Annotated in this window: 25 protein-coding genes; 12 read left to right on the plus strand and 13 right to left on the minus strand. The window is 55.0% G+C overall.

Going from position 1 to position 25,640, the window contains the following annotated elements; all coding sequences use genetic code 11:
• Window positions 1-9: 9 nt before the first annotated feature.
• Genes JJB07_RS05160 through JJB07_RS05170 form a run of 3 tightly spaced genes read left to right on the plus strand, consistent with a single transcriptional unit; the run spans window position 10 to window position 1,669 of the window.
• Window positions 10-954: an ROK family glucokinase gene (locus JJB07_RS05160; RefSeq protein WP_201631774.1), complete on the plus strand. Its 945-nt coding sequence runs from the start codon at window positions 10-12 to the stop codon at window positions 952-954.
• Window positions 955-957: 3 nt separating this feature from the next.
• Window positions 958-1,365 carry an HNH endonuclease gene (locus JJB07_RS05165; protein ID WP_201631775.1) on the plus strand — a complete coding sequence of 136 codons (408 nt, stop codon included), beginning with the start codon at window positions 958-960 and terminating at the stop codon, window positions 1,363-1,365.
• Between the two features lie 13 nt (window positions 1,366-1,378).
• Entirely contained in the window at window positions 1,379-1,669 is a 291-nt protein-coding gene (locus tag JJB07_RS05170; protein WP_201631778.1) for a DUF1292 domain-containing protein, read from the plus strand.
• A gap of 34 nt (window positions 1,670-1,703) precedes the next feature.
• Here the strand turns inward: JJB07_RS05170 and JJB07_RS05175 are convergent, their stop codons facing one another.
• The 4 genes from JJB07_RS05175 to JJB07_RS05190 all read right to left on the minus strand — a co-directional run bounded on the left by JJB07_RS05175 (window position 1,704) and on the right by JJB07_RS05190 (window position 7,045).
• On the minus strand, window positions 1,704-2,453 hold the full coding sequence (locus tag JJB07_RS05175) for an exonuclease domain-containing protein (RefSeq protein WP_201631781.1): 750 nt from the start codon (window positions 2,451-2,453) through the stop codon (window positions 1,704-1,706).
• A 13-nt stretch (window positions 2,454-2,466) separates the two neighbouring features.
• Entirely contained in the window at window positions 2,467-3,516 is a 1,050-nt protein-coding gene (locus tag JJB07_RS05180; RefSeq protein WP_201631784.1) for a DUF294 nucleotidyltransferase-like domain-containing protein, read from the minus strand.
• A gap of 21 nt (window positions 3,517-3,537) precedes the next feature.
• The gene (locus JJB07_RS05185; RefSeq protein WP_236587790.1) at window positions 3,538-4,881 is read right to left on the minus strand and encodes an ammonium transporter; all 1,344 of its coding nucleotides are present in this window, start codon (window positions 4,879-4,881) and stop codon (window positions 3,538-3,540) included.
• 268 nt (window positions 4,882-5,149) lie between these two features.
• The gene (locus tag JJB07_RS05190; RefSeq protein ID WP_201631789.1) at window positions 5,150-7,045 is read right to left on the minus strand and encodes a DUF2334 domain-containing protein; all 1,896 of its coding nucleotides are present in this window, start codon (window positions 7,043-7,045) and stop codon (window positions 5,150-5,152) included.
• Between the two features lie 221 nt (window positions 7,046-7,266).
• Between JJB07_RS05190 and JJB07_RS05195 the strand changes: the two genes are divergently transcribed.
• From JJB07_RS05195 to JJB07_RS05205, 3 genes are all read left to right on the plus strand, one after another.
• Window positions 7,267-9,663, plus strand: coding sequence for an immune inhibitor A domain-containing protein (locus JJB07_RS05195; RefSeq protein WP_201631792.1), 2,397 nt, complete (start codon window positions 7,267-7,269; stop codon window positions 9,661-9,663).
• Window positions 9,664-9,819: 156 nt separating this feature from the next.
• A complete protein-coding gene (locus tag JJB07_RS05200) occupies window positions 9,820-10,758 on the plus strand; it encodes a carbohydrate kinase family protein (protein ID WP_201631795.1) in 939 nt (312 codons plus the stop codon).
• 92 nt (window positions 10,759-10,850) lie between these two features.
• Window positions 10,851-11,066 carry a hypothetical protein gene (locus tag JJB07_RS05205; protein ID WP_201631798.1) on the plus strand — a complete coding sequence of 72 codons (216 nt, stop codon included), beginning with the start codon at window positions 10,851-10,853 and terminating at the stop codon, window positions 11,064-11,066.
• Between the two features lie 78 nt (window positions 11,067-11,144).
• On the opposite strand, the gene JJB07_RS05210 is transcribed toward JJB07_RS05205, so the two are convergent.
• From JJB07_RS05210 to JJB07_RS05220, 3 genes are all read right to left on the minus strand, one after another.
• Window positions 11,145-11,726 (minus strand): CHAP domain-containing protein, encoded by a 582-nt coding sequence (locus JJB07_RS05210; RefSeq protein WP_201631801.1) that lies wholly within the window; start codon window positions 11,724-11,726, stop codon window positions 11,145-11,147.
• A gap of 105 nt (window positions 11,727-11,831) precedes the next feature.
• Window positions 11,832-12,155, minus strand: a complete 324-nt coding sequence (locus tag JJB07_RS05215; protein WP_201631804.1) for a hypothetical protein — start codon at window positions 12,153-12,155, stop codon at window positions 11,832-11,834.
• 101 nt (window positions 12,156-12,256) lie between these two features.
• Window positions 12,257-12,664 carry an acyl-CoA thioesterase gene (locus JJB07_RS05220; RefSeq protein WP_201631807.1) on the minus strand — a complete coding sequence of 136 codons (408 nt, stop codon included), beginning with the start codon at window positions 12,662-12,664 and terminating at the stop codon, window positions 12,257-12,259.
• Window positions 12,665-12,746: 82 nt separating this feature from the next.
• Here JJB07_RS05220 and JJB07_RS05225 point away from each other — a divergent pair, with 82 nt between their 5' ends.
• The 3 genes from JJB07_RS05225 to JJB07_RS05235 all read left to right on the plus strand — a co-directional run bounded on the left by JJB07_RS05225 (window position 12,747) and on the right by JJB07_RS05235 (window position 17,674).
• Complete coding sequence (locus JJB07_RS05225) at window positions 12,747-14,018, plus strand: M48 family metallopeptidase (protein WP_201631809.1); 1,272 nt, start codon at window positions 12,747-12,749, stop codon at window positions 14,016-14,018.
• A 99-nt stretch (window positions 14,019-14,117) separates the two neighbouring features.
• On the plus strand, window positions 14,118-14,759 hold the full coding sequence (locus JJB07_RS05230) for a lysoplasmalogenase (RefSeq protein ID WP_201631812.1): 642 nt from the start codon (window positions 14,118-14,120) through the stop codon (window positions 14,757-14,759).
• An 89-nt stretch (window positions 14,760-14,848) separates the two neighbouring features.
• Window positions 14,849-17,674 (plus strand): S-layer homology domain-containing protein, encoded by a 2,826-nt coding sequence (locus JJB07_RS05235; RefSeq protein ID WP_201631815.1) that lies wholly within the window; start codon window positions 14,849-14,851, stop codon window positions 17,672-17,674.
• 60 nt (window positions 17,675-17,734) lie between these two features.
• Here JJB07_RS05235 and JJB07_RS05240 read toward each other — a convergent pair whose 3' ends face one another.
• Window positions 17,735-18,706, minus strand: a complete 972-nt coding sequence (locus tag JJB07_RS05240) for an ATP-grasp domain-containing protein (protein ID WP_201631817.1) — start codon at window positions 18,704-18,706, stop codon at window positions 17,735-17,737.
• Between the two features lie 351 nt (window positions 18,707-19,057).
• Here JJB07_RS05240 and rsgA point away from each other — a divergent pair, with 351 nt between their 5' ends.
• Window positions 19,058-20,098, plus strand: coding sequence for a ribosome small subunit-dependent GTPase A (rsgA, locus tag JJB07_RS05245; RefSeq protein WP_201632752.1), 1,041 nt, complete (start codon window positions 19,058-19,060; stop codon window positions 20,096-20,098).
• 55 nt (window positions 20,099-20,153) lie between these two features.
• Here the strand turns inward: rsgA and JJB07_RS05250 are convergent, their stop codons facing one another.
• From JJB07_RS05250 to JJB07_RS05265, 4 genes are all read right to left on the minus strand, one after another.
• On the minus strand, window positions 20,154-20,576 hold the full coding sequence (locus JJB07_RS05250) for a hypothetical protein (RefSeq protein WP_201631820.1): 423 nt from the start codon (window positions 20,574-20,576) through the stop codon (window positions 20,154-20,156).
• Window positions 20,577-20,664: 88 nt separating this feature from the next.
• A complete protein-coding gene (locus tag JJB07_RS05255) occupies window positions 20,665-21,408 on the minus strand; it encodes an amino acid ABC transporter ATP-binding protein (protein WP_201631821.1) in 744 nt (247 codons plus the stop codon).
• Between the two features lie 12 nt (window positions 21,409-21,420).
• Entirely contained in the window at window positions 21,421-22,098 is a 678-nt protein-coding gene (locus JJB07_RS05260) for an amino acid ABC transporter permease (RefSeq protein ID WP_201631823.1), read from the minus strand.
• A gap of 14 nt (window positions 22,099-22,112) precedes the next feature.
• Window positions 22,113-22,928 (minus strand): amino acid ABC transporter substrate-binding protein, encoded by an 816-nt coding sequence (locus tag JJB07_RS05265; RefSeq protein WP_201631825.1) that lies wholly within the window; start codon window positions 22,926-22,928, stop codon window positions 22,113-22,115.
• Between the two features lie 296 nt (window positions 22,929-23,224).
• Between JJB07_RS05265 and rnhC (JJB07_RS05270) the strand changes: the two genes are divergently transcribed.
• The gene (gene rnhC, locus JJB07_RS05270) at window positions 23,225-24,172 is read left to right on the plus strand and encodes a ribonuclease HIII (protein ID WP_201631827.1); all 948 of its coding nucleotides are present in this window, start codon (window positions 23,225-23,227) and stop codon (window positions 24,170-24,172) included.
• Window positions 24,173-24,255: 83 nt separating this feature from the next.
• Here the strand turns inward: rnhC (JJB07_RS05270) and JJB07_RS05275 are convergent, their stop codons facing one another.
• Window positions 24,256-24,768 carry a VanZ family protein gene (locus JJB07_RS05275; protein ID WP_201631828.1) on the minus strand — a complete coding sequence of 171 codons (513 nt, stop codon included), beginning with the start codon at window positions 24,766-24,768 and terminating at the stop codon, window positions 24,256-24,258.
• 204 nt (window positions 24,769-24,972) lie between these two features.
• Here JJB07_RS05275 and rnhC (JJB07_RS05280) point away from each other — a divergent pair, with 204 nt between their 5' ends.
• Window positions 24,973-25,614 (plus strand): ribonuclease HIII, encoded by a 642-nt coding sequence (gene rnhC / locus JJB07_RS05280; protein WP_236587615.1) that lies wholly within the window; start codon window positions 24,973-24,975, stop codon window positions 25,612-25,614.
• The last annotated feature ends 26 nt before the right edge of the window (window positions 25,615-25,640 follow it).

The raw sequence follows: 25,640 nt of genomic DNA on the forward strand, positions 1-25,640 counted from the left end.
GTACGGAGAATGATGCGCAAATGGATTGGTTTGGACGTTGGCGGCACCACGATCAAGGGCGCGGCAGTGCTCGAGGACGGGACGATCGTCTATAAGGAGGAACGCCCGACAGAATCTGAGCAAGGCACCGAGCACATGCTCAATCGCATGGCAGAGTTCACCCGCGATCTCGCAAGTCTTGCGGGTTGGTCGTTTGATGACGTCGCAGGGGTTGGCGTGGGAGTTCCGGCGTTCATCGACTTCGAAACCGGATTCGTAGAACGTGCGGTCAACCTCGGCTGGTACGACGTAGCTCTCGTCGACGAATTGAAAAAGCGACTCGGAGACCATGTCCCGGTCGCCATCGAGAACGACGCCAACGCAGCGGGTCTGGGCGAAACGTGGGCGGGCGGCGGCAAAGGCTTCGCAGACGCTCTGTTTGTCACGCTTGGGACCGGCGTTGGAGGCGGTCTGCTCGTAGACGGCAAGATCGTTCACGGAGCAAACGGCATGGCGGGCGAGATCGGCCACATCACCATCGACCCGAACGGCCGCCGTTGCAACTGCGGTCGAATCGGCTGCTTGGAAACGATCTCGTCGGCCACCGGCATCGTCGCCGCAGCGCAAGAACGTGTCGCGGGAGAGAGCACAACTCTCAAAAACGAAGAAACGCTGAGCACACGCGTAGTGTTTGAACATGCTGAACGTGGAGACCGTGTTGCGCAAGAAGTCGTTTCCTACGCAATCGATCGTCTCGGTTTCGCCTTGGCGAACATCGGTTGCACGCTGAACCCGCAAGTAATCGTCGTTGGCGGCGGTGTCGCAGCGGCGGGGGAGGCGTTGCTCAACCAACTCAAGGACGCATTCGCTCGTTACGCATTGCCGCGGGTAACGGCCGGCACCGCGATCCGTCTCGCCGAGCTTGGCAACGACGCTGGCGTGATCGGCGCGGCGCTCCTGCAAGTTCGCAACTAACCAATGGCAGAGCGGACGTCCACTCGCAAACAGCTGCGTGAGGAACGGGCGGCACTGATGAAGCGCAACGACTTCAACCCGACGGTGCGGGCGCACATTCGCGAGCGCGATGGAGAACGGTGCGTGCTTTGCGGACGACCCGGACGCGAAGTTCATCACATCCTCCCGCGCGCGCAGGGAGGCTTGGGAACGGCGGACAACGGAATTTGCCTCGACAGTTCCTGCCACCACCAAGCCCATCGTCAGCCCCCTGTCGAAAAGCAACTTCATCGCTTTCGGGAACGAATCCTGCTCCCGTATTACAGTCTGTCTCATCCGTCGCAACATGTATCGGTTGAGAGGATTGAAGAACTGCGGGCTTTGCAGGAAGCGGGGCATTTGAGTTTGCTTCCTCCGCGCATACCTAAGTAAGGAGAGGATCACCATGAGAAACGAAATCGGATTGATGGAAGAGAACCTTGACAACCTCATCGGGCAGCAACTCCATCTCGAGATCAACGACCACGGGGTGTTCGACTACGACATCGTCAAACTCTTCACCCTCAACAACACCCGCTACGTGCTGGCAGAACGCATCTCCGACGAGCGCGAAGGCTATCTGATGAAACTTGACGACCTCGGCGACGACTGGTACACCCTGCTCGACATCGTAGACGATGCCGAGTGGGAAATCGCACGCGAGGCTTCCGGATACACGAAAGTCCTCCACCGCTAATCATCGAAACATCACGAAAAAAGGGAATGGGCCCCTAGAGGCTCATTCCCTTTTCTCGTTTCGCTAACACAACCACTTCAATCAGTTCTCCCAGCGTCGACACACCGCGCGCCAACGCTTGATTGACGAAACAAGACCACAACTCGGCTGTCATCTGGGCATCTCCATCAGCCGTGTGCCGCCCGCGAACGGGGATTTCGTAGAGCGCGAGCAGATCATCCAGCGTGTAGGACGAAAGTTCCGGATGCAGCCAGCAGGCGACGTCTACCGTGTCGATGACACGATGGGGGAGGTGGGCTTTGTATGTTTTTTTGAGCCCCGCGTTCAGGAAACGCATGTCGTGCCCGGCATGGTGCGCGATCAGAACGGCATCGTGGACGAACTGCAAGAACAGAAGCATCACCTCGCGCAAGGGCGGAGCACTCGCCACGTCCTCATCACGAAGTCCCGTCAACTCGACGACATGCGGGGGAATCGATTGAGCGGGATCGGGACGCACCAGGGAATGCATCCTTTTTTCCCGCACGATGTTCCCCAGCACTTCGACGGCGCCGACGGAGAGCAGCGCGTCGTTGCCGGGTTGGAACCCGGTCGTCTCCGTATCCACGACAACAAACCGCACTTCCGTCAAAGGCATCTCCCACGCCGCTTTGTTCCTCGCCTCCCGGATCGTATGTCGGAAGAGGGCTTGGGAGCTCATTTCCTCGTGCGAGGTGGACGCAAACAGCTCTTGCAACGGAGTTCGAACAAAACGGTGGAAGAACCCGAACTTATTCTGCTCCATGCCGGCTCCCTCCTCACTTCGGCTTTACAAAGTACTTCGCGGTCCGCTTCTGCAACGCCCGCACCGTTTTCAAGACGACTTTCAGATGCAACGCTTCTCCCGACGGCAACTTATCAGGACTGACATAGTTCTCCCACAGGCGAAGATGATGCAGATATTCGTAGGCATCCAAAACCGGGCGTGCCGTTTCGGCCGTCCAGATGCCGCGCAGAACCAACTCCGCGATTCGCTCACCTGTATTCGTCTGCTCAATGCCATGGGCAATCGCCCAGAGACGAACGGCGTTGACGAGCGGCAGGTACCCGCCTTCTTTGAGATGTAGCCGACCGACGTGATCTCCCCACCGTTCAATGCGGAAGCGGTCCCAAAAGTCGAGACCTGTTTTGGTGGACAGGCCGTTGTCGGCGACTTGCCATTTGAGAAACTCCATCTGTGGAATGCGTTCCACCAACCAACCTCGCAATTCTCTCGCCAGCGACTCCTCTCCATAGATCGGACGCAGGTCTGACGCGATCAAGAGATGCCGCGTGTGGCTCCAATCCGGGTAATCCGCATACTTTTGGAACTGTTCGTGCCATTCTTCGACCGTCCCGTTCCAACGCGTGTTCGCCGCCATGACGAACCCCGAGCAGAAGGGATACCCGATCTCCTCCAGCCGTGCGTTCCCGATCTCCCCCACCTGTTGAAAAAACGACCGTTCCTTCGTCCGGCCGTCCTCATCCCTCGCGAGGCTTCGGTAGACGAGCGCGTTGTCTTGGTCGGGGTGCAAGGTCAACTCGCGACGACCGCCGCTGCCGAGCAGCAACCAGCAAAAAGGGGCCGGCGGTGTGCCGAGGCCCTTTTTTTCTGCGTCGTGGAGGGCGAAGTCGAGAGCGCGGCGCATGAGCAAGTCGTGCCAGAGGTTGACGGAGGCGCAGACTTCGGCCATCGCCATCCCGCGCAACGACCACCGTTCCGCGACGTCGGCCATGCTTTCGCGGGTACGGCGGAGGTCGTGAAGACTCTCCGCCGATTCAATGCTTTGGCGAATCCAAGTCCAGGTGTACACCCGATCCAGTTGCATCGCCGATCACTCCCCGTTCGGTTACTTGACTTTCAGATACTCACCACCGTGCGGCAACTGCTCGGGGTAGCCGGACGCGCCGTGTTCGGAAACGTCGAGGCCGATGATCTCTTCTTCACGAGAGATGCGCAGGCCGACGATTTTTTTGATGGCATAGAGGACGAGGAACGAAGCGATGAAAACGAATGCGAAGGAAGCAACCAGTCCGAGCGCTTGCACGCCCAGTTGTGAAAACCCTCCGCCGTAGAACAGGCCCGGTTTGCCGACGCCCAATTTTTCCACAAGGTCGGGTGCGGCGAAGAAACCGGTGGACAGCGTGCCCCAGATCCCGGCCACACCGTGTACGGAGAAAGCGCCGACCGGGTCGTCAACTTTGGCCACACGGTCGAAGAACAACACCGAGAAGACCATGAACGTACCTGCGATCGCTCCGATGACAACGGCTGCCCACGGTTTGACATAGGCGCAAGACGCGGTGATCGCGACGAGAGCTGCGAGGACCCCGTTGAGCATGTAGCCGATGTCCGGTTTTTTCAGAACGATCCACGCGGTGAGCAGAGCGGCGACGGCACCGGCAGACGCGGCGAGGTTGGTCGTCATCGCCACGTAGGGGAAAAACGTGCCTTGCGCCATGAACGTCGAACCTGCATTGAAGCCAAACCAACCAAACCAGAGGATGATGACGCCAAGCACGGCATAGACGGTATTGTGACCCGGAATCAAGTTGGTCGTGCCGTCCTTGTTGTATTTGCCGATGCGCGGACCGAGCAACATCGCGCCAACCAGTGCGGCGACACCGCCTTGTAAGTGAACGACGGTGGAACCGGCGAAGTCTTGCATGCCCAGTTTACTGAGCCAACCGCCGCCCCAGACCCAGTGGGCGATGACCGGATAGATCAACCCGATGAACAGAGAGCCGAACACGAAGTAGACGATCAGTTTTGCACGTTCGGCGATCCCGCCCCACATGATGGCAAGCGACACGCCTGCGAATACGACTTGGAACATGAACTTGGCGCCCATCGGAACGTCTGCGAACGAGAGCGACGAGAACACGTTGCCGATGTTGTCATCCGATGTGTCGAGGAAGAATCCGTGTACGCCAATCCATGAATTGCCGTCTCCAAACGAGAAGGCAAACCCGACCGCCCAGAAGACCAGCGTTGCGATGGCGAAGCTCAGGACGTTTTTCCCGGCGATGTGTCCGGCGTTTTTCATCCGGGTGACACCGGCTTCAAGTAGTGCAAATCCTGCTTGCATCAAGAACACCAAGACGGCTGCGACCAGTACCCAGACTGCGTCGACTGCTTGGATGGCGTCTTTTACGGTCGGGTCGTCGGCGAATGCTGCACTTGGGATCGTCAACCCCGCGGTGGCCAGCGCGAGCCCCCATCTCCATTTTTTCAAGTCAATCACGCTCCTCGATGAGATGATGAAAAGTTCGTGTTATATAAGCTAACATCATTTGTTGGACTCATTGTATGCGGAAGTTCTAGAATGTTCAAATAATTAGAAAGGTGTAGGGGAGGTTGAGGTGTGGACGTAACCGTTTTCACTTTCATTTCCGCTTTTTCGCATAAAAATACATCCGGCCCCTCGTGGAGAGAGGCCGGATGTACATTGGCTTGCATGTTTAGTTGGTTTTTGAGCGGAACGACAGGGAGAGGTCGAGCGTGTGATGCACAGGATCGAACGCCGCGATGTCACTGCTTCCGTTGCCGTCGAAGTCGGTGGCAAACGCGGTGTGATCGCCGCTTGCCCACGGGCCGTAGAGGTTGTCGTGCGCTTTGAGTTGGTAGTTGCCCGTGTTGTCGAGCACTTGCCAGAGACCGCTCTCCGGGTCGTAGAGAGTGACGTCGGCAAGCCCGTCATGATTCACATCTCCGGTGAGCACTTGCGAGCTTTTTTTCAGATCGTTGAGCGTGGTTTGGAAGGTGTCGCCCCAAGATGCGTTGTTGTTGGACGTGTAGCTCATGATCCGCAGAGAGTTCACGTCTTGGCTGTAGATCAGCACATCATCCCGTTTGTCTCCGTTGAAGTCGGCAGAGCGAATGACGGCATCCAGCGGAATGTCCGAAATTTTGCGCAGGTCGGCGAAGCGGCCGTTGGAGTTCCAGACCGACCAGAGTTCACCGCCGCGACGCAGCAACAAGTCAGGGTGGGAGTCTCCATTGAGATCGGCTGTTTGTATGACATCGAATCCGCCTTGCAAGAGGCCGATCGTTTCGGCTTGTCCGAAGTTCGTTCCGGTGGAGGGGAACAGTCGGAGAGTGCCGTTGGCTTTGTCGTAGGCGATGAGGTCTTGCAGCGAATCGCCGTTCACATCTCCAAGCAGGAATTGCTCAGAGGGAGCAAACGTCGTCTTCAACCACTCCCTGGGAGCGGGTTGCGTGCGATTGCGCGGCCATTTGTAGTTTCCGGTGAACACTTGGACACGGTTTTTGTCATGCAGGACGATGTCGGCGTTGGGATTGCCGCTGACGTGCCCGACCATGATGTCAGACGACTGTGTGCCCAGTGGCAATTCGATGCGATGGGCCGGCGAAAAGGGGAGGACGTCATAGAGCGACTCCCACTGGAATCCGCGGTCTCGGAATCCCTCTACTAATAAATGCAAGTTGGATGGGTCGGTTGCTTTGTAGCGGTATTCAGGGAGTCCATTGCGAATTTGCGGTTTGCCATCGGCTCCAAGAACTCGTTCGAGGAACGGGAATTCAAGGAACGGATGGTAGTACATCGCACCTAGACCGCGAAACGTAGGCAAGCGGTCGAGAACGGCGGTGACGCTGTTGCGGTCTGTGATGTACTTCAGGGGAGCCGGGATATAAGCGGAACCGAGTGTCGGGCTTCCAAACGTATTCTGCGTTTCGTAAACTGTCATGTCTTTGAAGGAACGCAACGAGCGGTAGTCCGGTTGGTAGAGCACGCCCATGTAGGAGCGGAACACTTCCTCTTGTTCACGGTTGTCGTGGTAATGCGGCGATTCCCAGAAGCCGGGTACGAAGCCCGCTTTTTCAAAAGCAGCGAGAGAGCTCTGAATCTTATCGGATGCATATTCGGCTGTGGTCGTCTCGACGGCCCCCTCGACGTCAAATTCAAAGCCTGTCCCCGAGTCTTGGTAGTTGTCGGGGCGTTTGGCGTCTCCGTACTGGTGGGTGTAGCCGTGCATGCCGAGCACTGCTCCGTGGTTTTGGGCATCCCGGAGCAAAGCGGTAAATTGTTTGACAGTTTCGTCCGGGTTGGGGTCGTCAATTCCTTTTTCATACCAAGTTCCGTCAGGCTGAATGTGTTTGGAGCGGGCGATGGTTGCGACATGGAACGGGACGTTCTGACTTTCCAGATATTCGAAAATGGCGCGCAGCTTTCCGAGGTCGTCAAGCGTCTCGTAAGACCCGCCGGGACCGACATCTTCCAATCTCAACATCGCATGGTGCTTGTCTTGATTTGGAAACGCGTTGGTTTCGGTCGGCAGATGCAACGGAGCGAACACGACGGCGGCAAACAAAACGCCGAGTAGAATTTTTTTCATCTAAGAATCCCCTCTGCTGGTACTTCTCCTCTACCACTTTGCCTAGAAAGTGGGTTTTCGTCAAGATTTCAATGTTGGAAATTATGTGTCGTAAGAGAACAGACACATTTTAAAATAGACAAAATTTTTGTTCAAATACGGTTGACTCTAAATATTGTGTCTATTATACTAGCGTTGCACCACCAGAGAATAAGGGGTCATTTAATACGGGAGGCGATGAGATGAAGAAAAACAAGAAAAAGCACGTCGCAGCAGGTGTCGCATCAGCACTGATGGCAAGCACACTGTTGACGGGTAACGTGTTTGCAGCTCCGACGACTGACGCAGAACAACAGGTTGCATCGGTAGTTCAGGCAGACAATCATGGCGATATCGATATGAACATCGTCAATGAAGATAAACTTCTTGATTCTTTGATCAAACAAGGTCTTGTCTCGCAAGACGCTACGCAAGAAGCAAAGCAAGCAGCTCTTCAGTCTTACATCCAACTCAAGAGCAAGACTGACTTTGACGTGAAAGAGAACGATCCGTTCGCTGCTCAAGTCAAAGCACAAGATGCTGCGAAACAATCGCAGTTCAAAGGCTTCAACAACGGCCTGCTCAACGGCAACGGCAACAAAAACGGCCATTACAAAAAACAGCCGGACCCGGTTCAAGAAACCGCCTACACCGGTGCTGTTCGCAAGTCGAAAGTTCTCGTTCTCTCTGTAGAATTTTCTGACTTTGCACACAACCAAATCAAGCCGGGCGAGTCTGACAACTACTACTCCGACTACACCCTGCAACACTACGAAGACATGATCTTCGGCGACAACGGCGTAACCGGCCCGCACGGCGAGAACCTCGTTTCGCAACGTCAATTCTACCTGCAACAATCGGGCGGTACCTTCACCGTTGACGGGAAAGCGTACGGCTGGCTGAAAGTTCCGCACTCTGCAGCGTACTACGGTGCAGACAACCCGAAGGGCGGTCATGACAACGTAGCTCCGGGCGGCTCCAAGACGTTCGTGAAGGACGTGTACAACGCAGCGAAAGCGGCGGGCATTCCGCTGCAAGACTACGACCTCGAAGATCCGCACGATCTCGATGGCGACGGCATCACGAACGAGCCGGACGGCCTCGTTGACTCCCTGATGCTGATCCACTCCGGCATGGGCCAAGAAGCGGGCGGCGGCGTACAAGGCAACAACGCGATCTGGTCGCACCGTTCTGCAGTCTTCTACGATCCGGACGGTCTGGGCAAAGGTCTGCCGGGCTTCTATGACTACATGGTCATGCCGGAAGACGGCGCAACCGGCGTCTTCTCTCACGAATTCGGTCACAACCTCGGCCTGCCGGACGAGTACGACACCGTCTACTCCGGCACGGGCGAAGCGATCGGCTACTGGTCGATCATGGCATCCGGCTCTTGGGCGGGCGACATCCCGGGCGCAGAACCGACCGGCTTCTCTCCGTATGCTAAGGAATACTTCCAAGCAACTCTGGGCGGCAACTGGGCTTCTCAGAAAGTTGTAAACTGGTCTGACATCTCCACCAAAGGTTCGCAGTTCCTGCTCGACCAAGCGAACTCTCCGAACGGCCAGAACTACACCCAACTGCGCGTCAACCTGCCGCAGAAAAAATCCCCGATCCTCGCTCCGCTTTCCGGCGCGCACGATTTCTGGGGCGGCCAAGGCGATAGTGTTGAACGCAACATGGTCACCTCGCTTGACCTGACCGGCAAGACCCAAGCAGCTCTGAACTTCGATACCTGGTACAACATCGAAGACCAGTGGGACTTCGGCTTCGTCCAAGTTTCCACCGACAACGGTTCTTCTTGGAAGTCTCTTTCCAACGCAAACACCCGTTCTGACGTCAACCCGTCGTCCTTCCCGAACATCATCTCTTCCGTTCCGGGCTTCACGGGTCAATCGAACGGCTGGCAGAACGAATCCTTCGACCTGTCCCAATACGCAGGTCAGAAGATCCAACTGCGTTTCCGCTATGCAACCGACAGCGGCACCAACTACGATGGTTTCTTCGTCGACAATGTAAAAGTCACCGCAGACGGCCAAACTCTGCTCTCCGATGACGGCGACCAAGCAACCGATTCCTTCACCTACAACGGCTTTACGAAAAACGACGGCAACAAATACACCGACCACTACTACCTGATGGAATGGCGTAACCAAGCCGGTGTGGACAAAGGTCTTGCTCACATCCGCCGCGGCGCTTCCCTGATGTCTTACGATCCGGGCCTCGTCGTCTGGTACGTGGACGGTTCCTACTCCGACAACTGGACGGGCGTTCACCCGGGCGACGGTTTCCTCGGAGTCGTCGACGCGCACCTCGGCCAAAAGATGGTCTGGGACTTCGGTGCAACCGCATCTTCCCGCTACCAAGTAGCAGACGCTGCCTTCGGTCTGGCTCCGACCTCCGGTCTGAACCTGAACTACCCGGGCATCCAAACGTTGCTCTACCCGAGCCAACCGGCTCAATCGCTGTTTGACGACAGCAACTCGTACAAGAACACCTTCATGCCGGATGCAGGTCGCGCTTTGACTTCCTACGGTTTGAAAGTTCGTGTCAACGGTGCTGCAGGCGACAAATCGGTCGGCGCAGTCGTACTCTACAAATAATTCCAAAAAAAGACTCTCTCAGCTCCTGAGAGAGTTCTTTTTGTTGACTTGGTAGCCCAACTAATTTATAGAATGTGTAAAAAAATGTTGGGTTATGTCGAAAATCCAAGTATAATGGAAATATTATTAGCTGACACACATGGGGAGGGCGTTACCTTGACGATTACAGTGATCGGGACCGTTTTCGTAGACATCAAAGGCTATGCAAACGCCAAGATCAATGCGGAGTGCAAGAACGTAGGGGATATCGAGTTCGTGAGCGGCGGGGTTGGCCGCAACGTGGCAGAGGCCATTGCACGTGCAGGTGGTCAAGTAGAATTCCTGTCTTCTGTCGACGTAACGTCGCAAGGAGATGCGGTGCTGGCAGGTCTTCAAGAGATCGGCATCAGCACCAACCGCGTGGTGAAAGCGGATCGCGGCATGGGGATGTGGCTTGCAGTACTCGATCATGACGGAGATTTGGCGGCTTCGATTTCGCAGAAGCCGAACTTGCAACCGCTGGAAACGCTCCTGGAAACGCAGGGCGAAGAGATCGTCAAGAACACAGACGCCATCGTCATCGAGTTTGACCTCGCCGAGCGCGTCGTCAACAAGATTTTTGGCTGGGCGAAACAATACGGCAAGCCGGTCTACGGCATCGTTGGCAACTTAGATGTTTTGATGCAACGCAAGTCGATGATCAACGAACTGAACCTGTTCATTTGCAACAAGGCGGAAGCGGAGGAGTTCTTGGGCCTCACGCTGACTTCGCCGGAGGAATGCAAGATGGCAGCCCGTCAATTGACAATGGGCGGCCTGCAGACCGCTGTCATCACCATGGGTGAACACGGCAGCGTGTTCTACGACCGTCTGCACAACGAGTTCGGCTATGTGCCGTGCGAGTCGGTGCAGGTGGTAGACACGACGGGTGCGGGAGATTCGTTCTTCTCCGGCACGGTGTACGGTTTGGCGAACGGGTTTGGTTTGCAACAAGCGGTGGAGTGCGGTACGAACCTCGCCGCGTGGACGATCTCGTCGAAAGCGAACGTAGATCCGGAAATTCAGGTGAAAGTCCAGAATAACCCGTTGTTTCAACGTGCGCGCGTTCTGAATTAGAGGGCGGCCCAACCAGACCAGACCAGCATAAGTTCGACGCCACCTTGGTATCTTAACTGTGTGAGAGTACCATGTGGAAGGGGAATGGAATCATGACCAACCATCGCATTCACAAGGACAAGGCGTACACGTTGTTCGAACTGTCCGATCGCACCGGAATGAGAGTGGCTGAACTTCAAGAGCTGGTACATCGCGGCAAGCTTGCTTCTCATTATACTGACGACACCGAAGTCATCAACGGCAAGGACTTCCTCGAACTCGCGGAGAGCATCGAGCAAGACCAAAGCGATTTTCATCACTTTGAGTAAGCAAAGACCGCCCGGAGCGAGAAACGGGCGGTTTTTTTGCGCCCTTTTTAGCAGGAAAAGCATGAAAAAAAGAGCCCGTCAGTGGACGGACTCCTGTTCGTGTTCTTGTTGGTCTTGTGCTTTCAAACGGATGACGCCTTTGACCCCGCGGTCGACGATGCGGTTTTCGATGAGGGGGAGGACTCTGCGGGTGTCGTGTCCGGAGTTTTGCTCCAAGATCACGACCGCTTCAGGGTGTACTTCCGCGATGATCGCGATATGCCCCCAACCTCCGCCGCGCGTGCGGTCGTAGAGCAACATGTCGTCCGCTTGCGGTACCGTTGTGCCGTTTTCATATGCGACGAAATACTGCCGATGCGACGCCCAACTCCCGACGTCCTTGTTCTCCGCCACGCCCTCCCAGATGTCATACGCTCCGGGGCCGGAGTTATGAAACGGAAACGTCATGGGAAAAAGCGACGTATAAAAACGCTCCGCGTACTCGACGCACTGCGGACCGTGACGTGTGTCGATGCCCTTGTACGAATACAGACCATCTTCCAAAGGTTGCACCGCCCCGTTCGAAACCACTTCCAAAACGGTCGGCACCTTTTTCTGAAACGCGAATGGCGAAGCAACCGCCAGCATCCCCACAAACAAAAACAACCAAATGCGTCGCATCGGCAGAATTCCTCCCAGCACGTACGTCGTGCGTAGTCTCGTACATACAGTCGGAGGTAGTGTCTGCCATGTTACAACTTTTTATGAAAATCCTGTGCAAAGGGATCAGATGTGCTGTTTCAACAAAGCAATCACCTTGTCAAGTTGGTTGACGACGAACAATTCCACGGTGCCGTCGGACAGCTCCACTCGCAAGCGCTTGCGCAGGCCGCCGCCAAACAGGTCCTGCAAGTCGACCGATTTGATTTCATGAATCTCCACGCTCCAGTTCTGCCCCAAGAAGTTCGAGTCAAACTGATGCGCGACAAACGACAGCTTGTGGCTGGTCAGGTACAACTTGCCACCCACCGACCGAAACGCGTTCTGCGTCCGATTCGCCAGACATGACCACAATGTCTGCTCTCCTGCACTCGTCCAAACATCTTCCATGCAATAACTGCTCCTCAATTGTTAAATGGTTTGCGTGACAACTACCTCAGGTATTATCACACGAAACTCATTCATTTGCAATTGACAAATCACTGAATTTTTTAGTTAAACAAAACTCTCAAAACTTCAGGAGCCGCTTTGCCTTTGCGGGTCTCGATGTCCATCGTGACCGAGGTAACCACAGCGTCTGCACAGAGTTCGCCATGCTGGTTCGAGATCTCTTGTTTCAAGGAATACGAGGTGTTGCCCATGCGTTCGGGGAAGGTTTTAATCGTCAAAACGTCGCCTTGCTTGCATTCCTTACGATAATTAATGTTGATGTTAACGGTGACCGTTTGGATGCCCAGTTCGGTGAACGCATCGTAGTGCAGCCCGTTCACTTCGTACCATTCCTCACGACCCCATTCGAGGTATTCGAGATACTTGGCATTGTTCACATGCCCGTTGACGTCAATCTCCGTAGAACGGACAATAATATCGAGAGTTACTTCTCTTTGGATGTTTTGCATTGTGATCAACCTCCTCTCCTTATCCTACCATGAATGTCGGAGAGAGGTTGCGAATAGGATGGCGTAGGGGGGAGACTTGCCGATGAAAAGTTTGCGTGCCTATCTGACACTTCCAATCTGTCTCTTGATTCTCCTCGGGAGTTTGGGAGTGTCCTACTATGTCTACAAAGACACGGGACATGTCGTTCAGACTCCGAACGGAGATGAAGCGAATCCGCTGTCGTTCATGAGTGCCGCCGAATACCAGCGCGCCGAGGACTACTCGCGAATCAAAGATGCCCTTTATTTTGCAGGACAAGGCTTCCACTGGGTCGTGCTTCTGTTCGTGCTGGCAGCGGGGCTCTCGGCGAAGATGCGCGACCGTGCCACGCGGATTTTTAGATCTTCGTCCCTTGGGCAGGTCACCGTCTACACGGTGCTGTTTCAGATCGTGGTCACGTTGATCGAGATGCCGCTCGATTGGTACCGCCATGTCGTCGACGTCAACTACGGGGTCTCGAACATGACTGCGGAGGCTTGGTTCCAAGACAACTTGATCTCGCTTGGCGTCGACACCGTGATGACGATTCCGGTGATTTGGCTTGCCTGGCTGTTTTTGAAAAAAAGCCCCCGCCGTTGGTGGCTCTGGATGTGGATGGTGTCGATTCCGCTGACGGCGTTTGTCATCGTGATCCAACCGATCGTGGTCGACCCGCTCTACAATGATTTCCGACCGTTGCAGAACCAAGAGCTCAAAACGAAAATTCTCAACCTCGCCCACCAAGCGGACATCCCGAGCGACGACGTCTACGAAGTGGATATGTCGAAGAAAACCAACGCCCTCAACGCCTATGTCAACGGCATCGGGCCGAGCGCTCGAATTGTGCTGTGGGATACGACGTTGCAGAAGTTAAACGACGACGAGATCGTGTTCATCATGGGGCACGAGATGGGCCATTACGTGAAACATCATATCTTATGGGGCTTTGCGGGGACGGTGGCCGGGACGTTTGTGATGGTCTATCTGATCGCCGTTACATTCCGCCGCATCGTGCGCTGGATGGGCGAGCATTGGCACATCGAGCACGTGCACGATCTGTCGGCGGTGCCGGTCGGGTTGTTGCTGATCTCCGTGATTTCATTTGCTTCGTCTCCGCTGGAGAACTATGTGGAGCGGTACTACGAACATTCGGCAGACTCCTATGCCGTTGAAGTCACCGACAACCCGGAGTCGGGCATCCACAGTTTTCAAAAACTCGCCCGCCTGAGCCTCTCCGACCCGAACCCGCCTGAGATCGTTAAGTTTTTCCGCTACACGCACCCGACGATTTCGGAGCGGATCGAATACCTCGAAGAGCAGGAGAAAAAGCAGTGAGCATGGAAAAAACACCTCATCCGCACTAGGGCGGGTGAGGTGTTTTTTCATGAGCGGGTGAAGTTTTGATGGTGTTTTTAGAAATGGGGGGTTCGGGAGATGTGGGTTGTAACGGGAGCGGCTGTGGTGAGTGGGTTGGTTGATTTGTTCTGTATCGCGAAAGGGTGGTCGAAAGCTCGTTACTTGTGGAAGCCGGGGACGATGGTGCTTGTGATCTTCCTTGCCGTCTGGGGTGCGAATTTGTCGGGGCATGAGGTTTCGGCTTCGCAGGGATGGTTGATTGCGGGACTTCTGCTGTCTTTGGTGGGGGATGTTTTTTTGGTACTGCCAAGCGACCGCTTCATCGCGGGGTTGGCGTCTTTTCTCCTCGCGCACTTCTTTTATATCGCGGCGTTTCCGCAAGCGGTGGATGCACAGGGAAGCGGTTGGTGGGTCGCAGGCGTGCTCGTTTTGTTTGGCATCGGATATTTCGCCGTTCTTCGTCGCGGGGTTCTGAAATCGGGCGGGTACGGGCTGCTCGCGGCGGTGGTTCTCTATATTCTGGTGATTCTCGCGATGGTCTGGCGGGCGTGGCTGTCTGGACAGGGATTGATCCTCGCAGGGGCCGGTTTTTTCATGGTCTCAGACTCCATTTTGGCATGGAACCGTTTTGTAAAACCGTCGCTATTGGCGGAAGTTTCGGTCATGGCAACGTACTTTGCCGCACAAATCGTACTTGCGTGGAGCGTCTCCCTCATTTAAGACTATCTCCCTATGGTCTTTAACAATGATCAATAGTAGACTGAAAATCTACCAAACTATCAGTCTAGTTGGAGGGAGAGAGTGTACCGATGCAATTGCGTCAAGGACTCAAGCGGACGGCCGCTTGGGCATTGAGCCTCACGCTCATCTTCGGAACCTCGGGGGTCGTGATTCAACCAGCGTCTGCTGCCACTGCGCAGATTTACTCCTGGCCGACCATCCTCAGTTCGACCGAGTCGCCGAAGATGATCGTGACCAAGGGCGTCACCTACCAGAAATTCAGCTACCAAACGAGTTCAGGACCGCTTGTCCTGAACGAGACGTGGACAGACCTCAGCGACCCGAACGTCTCCGTGCGCCCCGTACTCGCGCACGACACGTTGGAGAGTGATCGAAACGAGACCACTCTTGAGATGGCGAAACGCACCGGAGCCGTGGCCGGCACCAACGGGGACTACTATGAAATCTCAGCATCCGGCATGGCGCTTGGCATGTCGACGCAGAACGGCAACTTGATTCACAGCCCGTCCGACGCCGCGGTGCTTGGCATCACGCAAGACAACAAAGTGCAGATCGGGAAGTACACGTTCACAGGTCAGATTACAGCTGCGAACAACCAAGCCAGTGCTCTGTCGGGCTTGAACGTCCACCCGACTTCATATTCGAACGGGTTGCTTCTGATGACGCGCGACCTCGGCTACTGGGAGATGTTGACCAATGCGACCGTCGTCGTCTTGGAGCGGATGCCGGACGGCGGGGAGTACAAAGTTCACGACATCTTGCCCGCTCAGACCGTCATGGAATTGCCGTATCCTGGCTATGTGAAGCTGATTGCACAGGGTTCCGACGCCATTTCATTTGTAACGGGCAACATGAAACCTGGCGACACCGTCAAGATGACATACGGCACCAACCCGGACTCTTCCAAACTCAAATTCTCGATTGGCGGCGGTCCGATTCTGCTCAAGGGCGGTACGTCGTACAACGATCCGGTGAAGCCGGACAACACGCCGAATTACAAAGGGCCGCTGACCGGCGTGGGCATCACGTCCGACGGGCAACACATGTTGCAAGTCACCGTCGACGGACGATCCAACGAGTCGATCGGATTGACATTCTCGCAGATGGCGAACTACTTCGCCGCTCGAGGCATCTCCGATGCGATGTTGCTGGACGGCGGCGGTTCCACAGACATGGTCGTGCGCCAACCCGGAGACACGACGGCGTCTGTGGCAAACGACCCGTCAGACGGCTATGAACGCCGAGTCGCCAACGGGCTGTTCGTTTTCAGCACCTCAGCTCCGGGCAAAGCCACCTACGTCACGTCCAACGACGGCCAAGCCGTAGAACTTTTCAAAACCATGACGAAAAAAATCTCCTCCTACGTGCGCGATGAGAATTACAATCCGCTCCCGAACGAATCTGTCTCCTACAAGGTCGAACCGACGACGCTCGGCACGATTTCTGCAGACGGCACGTTCACCGCAGGCAACACCGGCGGAAGCGGCACAATACGCGCAACGGCAACGAACGGAGCGACGACTTCTGTGCCTGTGACGGTGTTCGACCAAGTGGACACCTTGCAGATCTCGCCGTCCGTGCTCGACTTGGGCAATGGCGAGACACAAAGCTTCACCGTCTCGGGAACGTTCCGAGGCTCGAAGTTCGCCATGAAGCCGGAGTGGGTGAAATTCAGCACGTCGGACGCTGCACTTGGCACCGTGGATGCCCAAGGCCTCTTCACAGCCGGTGCGAAAAACGGCACGGTCACAGTGACCGCCGCCGTGGGCAACGTAACCGCCCGCGCAACTCTTGGCGTGGGCTATGTCACCAAAACGCTGAATTCGATGGCCAACAGCGGAGAGTGGTTGCTCAGCACTCGTTGGGGCAATGTCGGCGCTCTGAGTTCGACTTCGAGTCAAGTTCACGGTGACAACGCGGCGTCTCTGACGGCGAATTATTCGTTCCCGGCGGGAAGCGGGCTGAAACAGTTCGTGTTCTATCCCAAAGATGCGTTGGCAATTCCCGGCCCGAACGAACTCGCGACCGTCAACCCGATCGGCGTGGGGGCTTGGGTGTATGGAGACAACTCCAACTTGAAGATGATCGCGTCGTTTGAACGACCGGACGGCACGACGATTCAAGCGACCAACCAACCTCGAATCAATTTTAACGGGTGGAAGTTTGTGACGTTCCGCTTGCCGGACACGGCGAAGTTCCCGTTGAAACTCGACTTCCTCGACATCGTGGCAGAGAGTCCCGCGTCTGATGTACACGGCTCGCTGGCGTTCAGCACGTTGCAATCTGTGTATGCGGCACGCACGTATGCAGAGCGTCAACCCGCCCCGACCCCGACGGTCGTCACGTTTGCAGACATCCAAAACCATTGGGGTCGCTCGACGATCGAGCAACTGGCGACGAAGGGCGTCATCAGCGGCAAAGATTCGCAGCACTTCGATCCGGAAGGCAACTTGACCCGTGCCGAAGCGGTCACATTGCTCGTCCGTGCGCTCGGTCTGCAACCGCAACCTGAATTGACGGCGTCGTTCACCGACGTTTCAAAGGACGCTTGGTATGCAGGAAACGTGGGAGCGGCGGTCAAAGCGGGCATCGCCACAGGCATTGGCAACGGGCAGTTTGCACCGGAAAACCTCGTGGACCGCAACCAAGCGGCGGCGATGATCTACAACGCCCTGCACTACAAAGGCAAGACCCCGACCGGCGGCACACCGCTTGTCTTCCAAGATGCAAACCTCATCGCGTCGTGGGCGAAAGACAAAGTCGACGCCCTCACGGCGGCGAAACTTTTGAACGGCAACGGAGACGGCACGCTGTCCCCGACCAAGAACACGTCGCGCGCAGAGTCTGCCGTGATGATTCTGAATATGATGAAATACGCGGGACTGCTCAATTGAGCAAGCCGTCTGAGTAAAAAAGCACAGCTCCGCGAGGGAGCTGTGCTTTTTTTTCTATGCTTAGGAAACCCGGAACAGGTATTGGAGGTACTTCCCGATCGAATCGCGGGGCTTGCCTTGCGCCGGGGACATATGTCCATTCATACCGGGCAGAACGTTGACTTCGATGATCGTACCGCCCGTCTCGCGCATTGAAACTCCGATGTCGGGGGTACGGATGTCGAGACCCGCGACGTCGAGACCGAGGGCGCGGGCGGCTTGCAGGCAAATTTCGGCGTTCTCTGCACAGAGTTCGTCGGTGCGGTCGATGTTCATGCCGCCGGTGTATTCGTTGCCGTTCTTGCGCAGGTAGACTTGCTCACCTCGGGCGGGGATGCTGTTCTCATCATGCCCTTGTGCGGCTAGGATGCGTTGCACTTCCTCGTCGAGTTGGACGCAGAGCATCGGTTTGAACTCGTCCTTGTCCGCCGTGCGGGCAGGGTCGGCGTTGAGAGTGTGAATCAAGTCGCGTACGGTGGTGTGTCCATCTCCTACGATCTGCGGCGGAACGTTTTCTAACACGCCGACAATTTCTCCGTCGATGACCAAGACGCGATAGTCGCGGCCCGTGACTTGTCGTTGGACGAGCAAGTCACGCCCGTGTACGAGGCCGTCCTGAATCGCTTGTTCCAAGTCTTGCGGGGTGCGCACGTCCATCGTGATCCCGACGCCGCGGTTGGTGTCGACCGGTTTGACGACGACGGTGCCGAAGCGCTCCAGAAAGACAAGAGCTTCCGGCGTGAGGGACGTGACGGAGATTTCCTCCGGAACCGGCAGATCGTGACGCTGCAAAAGCGTGGAGCAGACGCGCTTGTTTTTGGTGATCAGACCGGCGACGGCAGGCAGGCGGTGAGAGCGGGTTTTGTTCACGATGATCGTGCGTTCGCCGTTGGAGAGTTCCAAGAAATCCTCTTCGCCGGCTACCAACAGATCGCAGGACAATCCAAGTTCGAGAGCTCGCTGTGTAATTAATTTATTATGCAGATTCTTCATGGATGCACCTCTAGTTAGTAAGGAATATTGAATGGACACTACCTAAAAATATAAATGAGAAAAGTTCTCACTGTCAAGGGTGGCAAAAAATCGAGAAAGCGGATATACTAAGGAAAGAGTTACTAATTTTCCCACCACGACCGAAGGAGTGATGTTAAGATGGCAAACGCTATTGTCATGCATGTAAAAAAGTATCGTGAGGTTGCAGACATCCTCTAATTTCGGATTCTGGTGTGGTTAGGGGATGCCTCTGTGACCGATTGTCGTGTTTGATCAATCTGTCACATCTCTCAGGAGGAATCCCAATTGAATTTTACAAACCTGCAAGCTCTGGGTTGGAACGAAACTTTCATGGAGCACTTCGCTCCGTTTGCAAGCAACGCTGAATTTACGGTGGCCCGTGTGGCCCTCGAACATAAACATCTCTATCGCGTCTATTCCGAACACGGCGACATGCTCGCCTCCGTCTCGGGCAAGATGCGGCATACCGCGTTTGGACGGGAGGATTACCCGGCGGTTGGCGACTGGGTTGTGATCGCCGCTCGTCCCGAAGAGGGCAAAGCGACGATTCACGGCATCTTGCCGCGCTTCTCCAAGTTCTCCCGCAAAGTCGCGGGCAACACGACCGAGGAGCAAATCGTGGCGGCGAACGTCAACACGGTATTTCTCGTGATGGCGCTCAACAACGACTTCAACATCCGTCGACTGGAACGATATCTGGTCGCAGCGTGGGAGAGCGGAGCGAATCCGGTCGTGATCTTGACCAAGATGGACCTCTGTGACGATCTGGAGGAGAAAATCTCCGAAGTCGAGAGCGTGGCGTTCGGCGTGCCGATTCACGCAACCTCGTCGGAGTTGAACCAAGGCATGGAGCAATTGGCTCCGTACGTAGGCGTTGGCAAGACGGTGGCACTGCTCGGTTCGTCAGGCGTTGGCAAGTCCACGCTGGTCAATCGCTTGTGCGGCGAGGAACGGATGGCCACAGGCGGTGTCCGCGAAGGAGACGACCGCGGGAAGCACACGACGACCTACCGCGAGTTGATCCGCATGCCGCAGGGCGGGTTGTTGATCGACACGCCGGGGATGCGCGAGTTGCAACTCTGGGAGTCGGATGAGAGTTCGCTGACCGGCAGCTTCTCCGACGTCGAGGAGATCGCCGAGAGTTGCTTCTACCGCGACTGTGAGCACCGCAAGGAGCCGGGTTGCGCCGTCCAGCAAGCGATTGCCGACGGCACGCTCAGCAACGACCGCTACCAAAGCTACGTCAAGTTGCAAAAGGAACTCGCGTACCTCGAACGCAAGAACGACATCCGCGCCCAACTCGCAGAGAAGGAACGCTGGAAGAAGATCGGCGCCGCAGGACGAGCGAATGCACGGAAAAAGTCCAGATAGTGCAAAAAAAAGACCCTCACCCGGAAACGGGGAGGGTCTTTTTTCTAGACATTTATTAAAACGGTTTGTTCGCCATGAGGTAGCCGATGGCACCGAACAGGGCGACGGCGGTGATGATGACACAAGCGTTTTCAAAGCGAAGTTTGGACATCTCGTCACGAGCAAACACTTTGTTCGTGGCGACGATGGAGTTCATGCGGCCGAGGATGACTTTTTTGACGATGAGGAAAATGAGGGCGTAGATCAGCATCGACACCAGCAACCACATTTGCAACAGGATCTGCCAACCGGCCGCCCAGATCATCGCAACGGCGGAAACCCACAGGGTGATGTCGGCTGCGCGGTCGATTTTTTTGTAAGGGCTGAGGAATTTCTGGACTTGCTCGACGGTTTTGAGCGTCGGGATATAGAACAGCACGCCGAGTTTCACCAGCACGGCGAGCAAATGGAAGACCAAGATGATATAAAACAGAGTCATGTACCCACTCTCCTCTCTCTACTCTCTATCTTACTTCATTTCGCACAAAAAAAGCAGACGGTAGAATCCGCCTGCTTCACTTTTTTTGCTACAAATTTAGCTTGTTCAAAAACTGCTTCGTCCGCTCGTGCTTCGCCGCACCGAAGATTTCCGCCGGAGGTCCTTGCTCCACGACGACACCTCCGTCGATGAACACGACTTTGTCTGCCACGTCCTCGGCAAACTTCATCTCATGCGTCACGACGACCATCGTCATGCCTTCTTGGGCGAGTTCCTTCATAACCTTCAAGACTTCTCCGACCAACTCGGGGTCGAGGGCTGAGGTAGGCTCGTCGAACAGCAAGACTTTGGGGTCCATCGCCATGGCGCGGGCGATCCCGACGCGCTGTTGCTGGCCGCCGGAGAGTTGGTGCGGGTACATGTCGGCGCGATCGGCCAAGCCGACTTTTTCCAAGAGGTGTTGGGCTTTCTCACGGGCTTCGGCCTTGCTGCGACCGAGGACGGTGATCTGGCCTTCCATGAGATTCTCCAGCGCGGTTTTGTGCGGGAAGAGGTTGTAGCTTTGGAACACCATGCCCGTTTCGCGGCGCAGGGCGAGGACTTCGCTTTTGGGAACCGACTTGTCGGGGGAGAACTCCAACGTGCGCGTGCCCAGCTCAACCGTGCCGGACGTGGGCATCTCCAACAGATTCAAACAGCGCAAAAGCGTCGTCTTGCCGGAACCGGACGGGCCGATGATGACGACCGTTTCGCCACCTTGGACCTCAAGGTCGATGCCTTTGAGGATGTGCAGGTGGTCGAACGATTTGTGCAGGTTGCGAATTTCTATCATGCCTGTTCCTCCTTACTTCGCCACGTGGCGGGAGAAGCGAACTTCCAACCAGCTTTGCAGCCACGACAGGACGGTGGAGAACAGCAGGTAGATCACGGCCGCTTCGGAATACAAAACCAACGGTTCATACGTCATCGCCGTAATCTGTTGCGCCACGCGGAACATCTCCGTCATCGTGATCGCGGCTGCCAGCGACGTGTCTTTGACCAACGAGATGAAGGAGTTGGCGAGCGGCGGGACGGCGACGCGGGTCGCTTGCGGAATGATGATGCGGCGCAGAGCTTGGCGATAAGTCATGCCGATCGAGTACGCCGCTTCCCATTGCCCGCGCGGAACCGATTGGATCGCGGCGCGGATGATCTCCGAACCGTAGGCGCCGACCGACAGGGTGAAGCCGATCACCGCAGAGGGAAACGCGGCGAGTGTGACGCCGATCGACGGGAGCCCATAAAAAATAATGAACAATTGCACGAGCAAGGGCGTCCCGCGAATGATCCACACATAAAAGGAAGCGATCCCGGAGAGAACGCGATTCCCCGACAGCCGGGCCAGCGCCGTCAACAACGCTAGCAGCAGGCCCAGCACGAAGGAGATGATCGCAAGAGGTACGGTGAACTCGACTCCGGCTTTGAGAAGCGGCCAGAACGAGGTGCTCAAAATATCGAGGATGCGTTGGGTACGGTCATCCATAGCGTCTCCGTCCCTTACTTGGAGACGTCAGCGCCGAAGTATTTTTGCGAGATCTTGAGGTAGGTGCCGTCCGATTTGATGTCGGTGAGCGCTTTGTTGACCGCGTCGACCAGTTCTTTGCTGTCTTTGCGGAACATCATGCCGTTTTTCGCGCCGTCCGCTTGCTCGTCAACTTTCTTGAGCGGGAGGTCCGGTTTTTGCTTCATCAGGTCGAGGTAGGAGAGGCCGTCGTTGACGGTTGCTTCCACGCGCTTCGAGACCAGCATGTCGATGGCCTGGTTGAAGCCTTCTACGCCGACGATCTCCGCACCGTTTTGCTTCGCGATGTCGGTCAGGTTGGAGGTGAGGGATTGCGCTGCTTTTTTCCCTTTCAGGTCGGCGAACGACTTGATGTCGGTGTTGTCTTTGGAGGTGACGAGAACGGCTTTGGAGACGATGTACGGGTCGGAGAAGTCGTACTTCTCTTGACGGTCCGGGCGGATGCCGACTTCGTTGGCGATCATGTCGAAGCGCTTGGCATCAAGACCTGCGAACATGCCGTCCCATTGGGTTTCGACGTATTGAGCTTTGACGCCGATGCGCTTCGCCACTTCGTTGGCGACTTCGATGTCGAAGCCGGTGAGGCTGCCGTCTTGGGCGTGGAACGTGTACGGTGCGTAGGTGCCTTCGGTGCCGATCTTGAGTACGCCGGCGGATTTGACTTGGTCGAGCAGGTTTTTGGAAGCGGTCGTGTCGCCCGTTTTGGTGCCGTTGTCAGACGTACCGCATGCGGTCAAGGTGAGGGAAAGTGCCAATACGGAAGTCGCGAGAAGTGCGAATTTTTTCTTCATTCTGATCTATCTCCTAGTTTTCAAATTGGATTTATGGAAATGATGTTTATGATCCTAGAGAATCGAATAGACTTTGTCAATATCTTCACCTGAAAAAATGGCAAAGATGTAAGAGGGAGCACACTCAGAATATGGAAGTTGAAGGAAATGGGAGAAGGTTGTTTAACCTGTAGATAAATGTGAGATGCAAATTTTATTTTATCATGGAAACAGGCCGTCTGTCGCCTTGAAGTCACGACAAGCACCGGCGGACGTGGTAGACTGGGTGAATTAGGAAGTGTGAGGGAGGAACCGGAGTGAAGATTGTGGACTTGGCCACCGCCAGCCGGCGGGCTGAACAACTCTGCCAAGAGCACGGCTTGGAACTGCTTGAGCAAAAAGACATCCCCTACGGCCGTCAATTCAAAGTGCGCACCGGAGGTTCCACTGCGCAGCTCAACATCTATTTCGGGAAAAAAGGGTTGAAGCTCGTGGTTCAAGGCGGAGACAACGCGACCAAAGCGGCGCTGGAAGAAGTGACCGCCGCGATGGAGGGACGGAGCGCGGGTGTTGCGTCCGGGGCTGTGAAGAAGGAGAAAAAAGCGCTCCCCGAAGTGACCGCCGTGTACGACGAACCTTGGATCGGGACGGACGAGAGTGGGAAGGGGGACTTTTTTGGCCCTCTAGTGACAGCGGGGGTTATCGTCGATCCCGAGGCTGTGCCGCTTTTGCAATCCCTTGGCGTAGACGACAGCAAGAAGATCACCGACAAAAAAATCCCCGGCATGGCCGAGGAGATTCGCAAGATTTGTTTCGGGAAGTACAAAGTCTTGCAAATCAACCCGGCGAAGTACAACGAGTTGTACGGTAAGATGAAGAACTTGAACGTGTTGCTGGCGTGGACTCATGCGGCGGTTATCGAAGACCTGCTAGAGAAGCATGACGTGAAACTCGCCATCGCGGATAAGTTTGGCGACGAGAAGTACATTAACGACAAACTGAAGACCAAGGGCAAGGGCATCCATCTGATCCAAGTCCCTAAGGCGGAACAAAACATCGCGGTCGCCGCCGCTTCGATTCTGGCGCGTGATGCACTGCTGAAGTGGAGCAATGGGGCTAAAAAGCAATATGGACTCACCCTGCCAAAAGGGGCGTCCTCACTCGTTATCCAAGCGGGGAAGTCCTACGTCAAAGAACACGGTAAGGATGCACTCGTCAACGTGGCGAAACTGCATTTTAAGACGACGGAGGACGTTTTGCTGTAGTGGAAGTGCCGACCAACTAAAAAGGCAAGCAACTGGTAGGAGTCAGTGGTTGCTTGCCTTTTCTACAAGTATCGCACAAAAGGTTATCTTAGGAGCCTTCGGTTGAAAAGATGACTAGCTTCCATCGAGATAAATAACACGAGCAAAAGTATGCCAACGGAAATAATAATTAAGTCTATTTTCTTATTATCAATATACTTAGTAATGGAACTATAGAGTGTCAGTCCAAGAATGCCCCCAACAGTATTTGTAATTACATCTGTTATATCTGTCGCTCCAATAGCGAAGATATATTGAATCAATTCAGCAGTAATGCTAAAAAGCAGTACGGAATAAAACTTAGGTAATAATCTAATTTTTTTGAAGTTTACATTCAGAAGCAAACCCAAAGGAATGAAGAATACTACATTGAATATCATTTCTCCGAAATTAATGCTACCGTCTACCTTTGAAGGAGCAGCAAATGGAACCAAGTTAAGGCTTCTATGGTGATAATCAAGTACTGACGAAATATGGAATGATAATTTGAATAACACTAACCAGATTAGTAGCACTACATATAAAGCTAGCAATCCTCTAGATACTATTTTTCCCATACAATCTCCTCTTATCCTTTTTTTTTACTAAGTATATCAAAAGTATATCCGATGTCCTAGTTGGCTTTATTCAACTAGCAAAACGAACGTAATAAAAGGACTAGCGCACAAAATGGCTTGTCCTGTTGTCTTGCGTGGATATGCCGTTGGGGGAAGACTTTTGGTGTCAACATAAAGGAATTCCCGCAGTCTGGAAGGAACCCTTTGTATGCATGTGGGAAGGGGGACTTTTTTGGCCCTCTAGTGACAGCTGGGGTCATCGTCGACCCGGAGGCAGTGCCGCTTTTGCAATCGCTTGGCGTGGACGACAGCAAGAAGATCACCGAAAAAAAAATCCCCGGTATGGCCGAGGAGATTCGCAAGATTTGTTTCGGGAAGTACAAAGTCTTGCAGATAAACCCGGCGAAGTACAACGAGCTGTACGGCAAGATGAAGAACTTGAACGTGTTGCTCGCATGGACGCATGCCGCCGTCATCGAAGACCTACTCGAAAAGCAAGACGTGAAGCTCGCCATCGCCGATAAGTTCGGCGACGAAAAGTACATCAACGACAAACTGAAGACCAAAGGCCAAGCGATCCGCCTCATCCAAGTTCCGAAGGCGGAGCAGAACATCGCGGTGGCTGCTGCTTCGATTCAGGCAAGGGATACACTGCTGAAGTGGAGCAACGGCGCGAAAAAGACCTACGGTCTCACACTCCCCAAGGGAGCTTCCTCCCTCGTAATCCAAGCGGGCAAGTCTTACGTCAAAGAACATGGCAAGGACGCACTCGCCAATGTGGCGAAACTGCATTTCAAGACGACGGAAGACGTTCTTCGTTTAGAAAGAAGTACCCCAGAAAATTGATGGGGTACTTTTTTAGTGTAAATTGC

Source organism: Tumebacillus amylolyticus, from assembly GCF_016722965.1.
Taxonomy (GTDB): domain Bacteria; phylum Bacillota; class Bacilli; order Tumebacillales; family Tumebacillaceae; genus Tumebacillus; species Tumebacillus amylolyticus.

Coding starts and splice junctions, on each gene's coding strand:
- JJB07_RS05160 (WP_201631774.1), top strand. CDS start 10: ATGATGCGCAAATGGATTGGTTTGGACGTTGGCGGCACCACGATCAAG.
- JJB07_RS05165 (WP_201631775.1), top strand. CDS start 958: ATGGCAGAGCGGACGTCCACTCGCAAACAGCTGCGTGAGGAACGGGCG.
- JJB07_RS05170 (WP_201631778.1), top strand. CDS start 1,379: ATGAGAAACGAAATCGGATTGATGGAAGAGAACCTTGACAACCTCATC.
- JJB07_RS05175 (WP_201631781.1), bottom strand. CDS start 2,453: ATGGAGCAGAATAAGTTCGGGTTCTTCCACCGTTTTGTTCGAACTCCG.
- JJB07_RS05180 (WP_201631784.1), bottom strand. CDS start 3,516: ATGCAACTGGATCGGGTGTACACCTGGACTTGGATTCGCCAAAGCATT.
- JJB07_RS05190 (WP_201631789.1), bottom strand. CDS start 7,045: ATGAAAAAAATTCTACTCGGCGTTTTGTTTGCCGCCGTCGTGTTCGCT.
- JJB07_RS05195 (WP_201631792.1), top strand. CDS start 7,267: ATGAAGAAAAACAAGAAAAAGCACGTCGCAGCAGGTGTCGCATCAGCA.
- JJB07_RS05205 (WP_201631798.1), top strand. CDS start 10,851: ATGACCAACCATCGCATTCACAAGGACAAGGCGTACACGTTGTTCGAA.
- JJB07_RS05210 (WP_201631801.1), bottom strand. CDS start 11,726: ATGCGACGCATTTGGTTGTTTTTGTTTGTGGGGATGCTGGCGGTTGCT.
- JJB07_RS05215 (WP_201631804.1), bottom strand. CDS start 12,155: ATGGAAGATGTTTGGACGAGTGCAGGAGAGCAGACATTGTGGTCATGT.
- JJB07_RS05220 (WP_201631807.1), bottom strand. CDS start 12,664: ATGCAAAACATCCAAAGAGAAGTAACTCTCGATATTATTGTCCGTTCT.
- JJB07_RS05225 (WP_201631809.1), top strand. CDS start 12,747: ATGAAAAGTTTGCGTGCCTATCTGACACTTCCAATCTGTCTCTTGATT.
- JJB07_RS05230 (WP_201631812.1), top strand. CDS start 14,118: ATGTGGGTTGTAACGGGAGCGGCTGTGGTGAGTGGGTTGGTTGATTTG.
- JJB07_RS05235 (WP_201631815.1), top strand. CDS start 14,849: ATGCAATTGCGTCAAGGACTCAAGCGGACGGCCGCTTGGGCATTGAGC.
- JJB07_RS05240 (WP_201631817.1), bottom strand. CDS start 18,706: ATGAAGAATCTGCATAATAAATTAATTACACAGCGAGCTCTCGAACTT.
- rsgA (WP_201632752.1), top strand. CDS start 19,058: ATGGAGCACTTCGCTCCGTTTGCAAGCAACGCTGAATTTACGGTGGCC.
- JJB07_RS05250 (WP_201631820.1), bottom strand. CDS start 20,576: ATGACTCTGTTTTATATCATCTTGGTCTTCCATTTGCTCGCCGTGCTG.
- JJB07_RS05255 (WP_201631821.1), bottom strand. CDS start 21,408: ATGATAGAAATTCGCAACCTGCACAAATCGTTCGACCACCTGCACATC.
- JJB07_RS05260 (WP_201631823.1), bottom strand. CDS start 22,098: ATGGATGACCGTACCCAACGCATCCTCGATATTTTGAGCACCTCGTTC.
- JJB07_RS05265 (WP_201631825.1), bottom strand. CDS start 22,928: ATGAAGAAAAAATTCGCACTTCTCGCGACTTCCGTATTGGCACTTTCC.
- JJB07_RS05275 (WP_201631828.1), bottom strand. CDS start 24,768: ATGGGAAAAATAGTATCTAGAGGATTGCTAGCTTTATATGTAGTGCTA.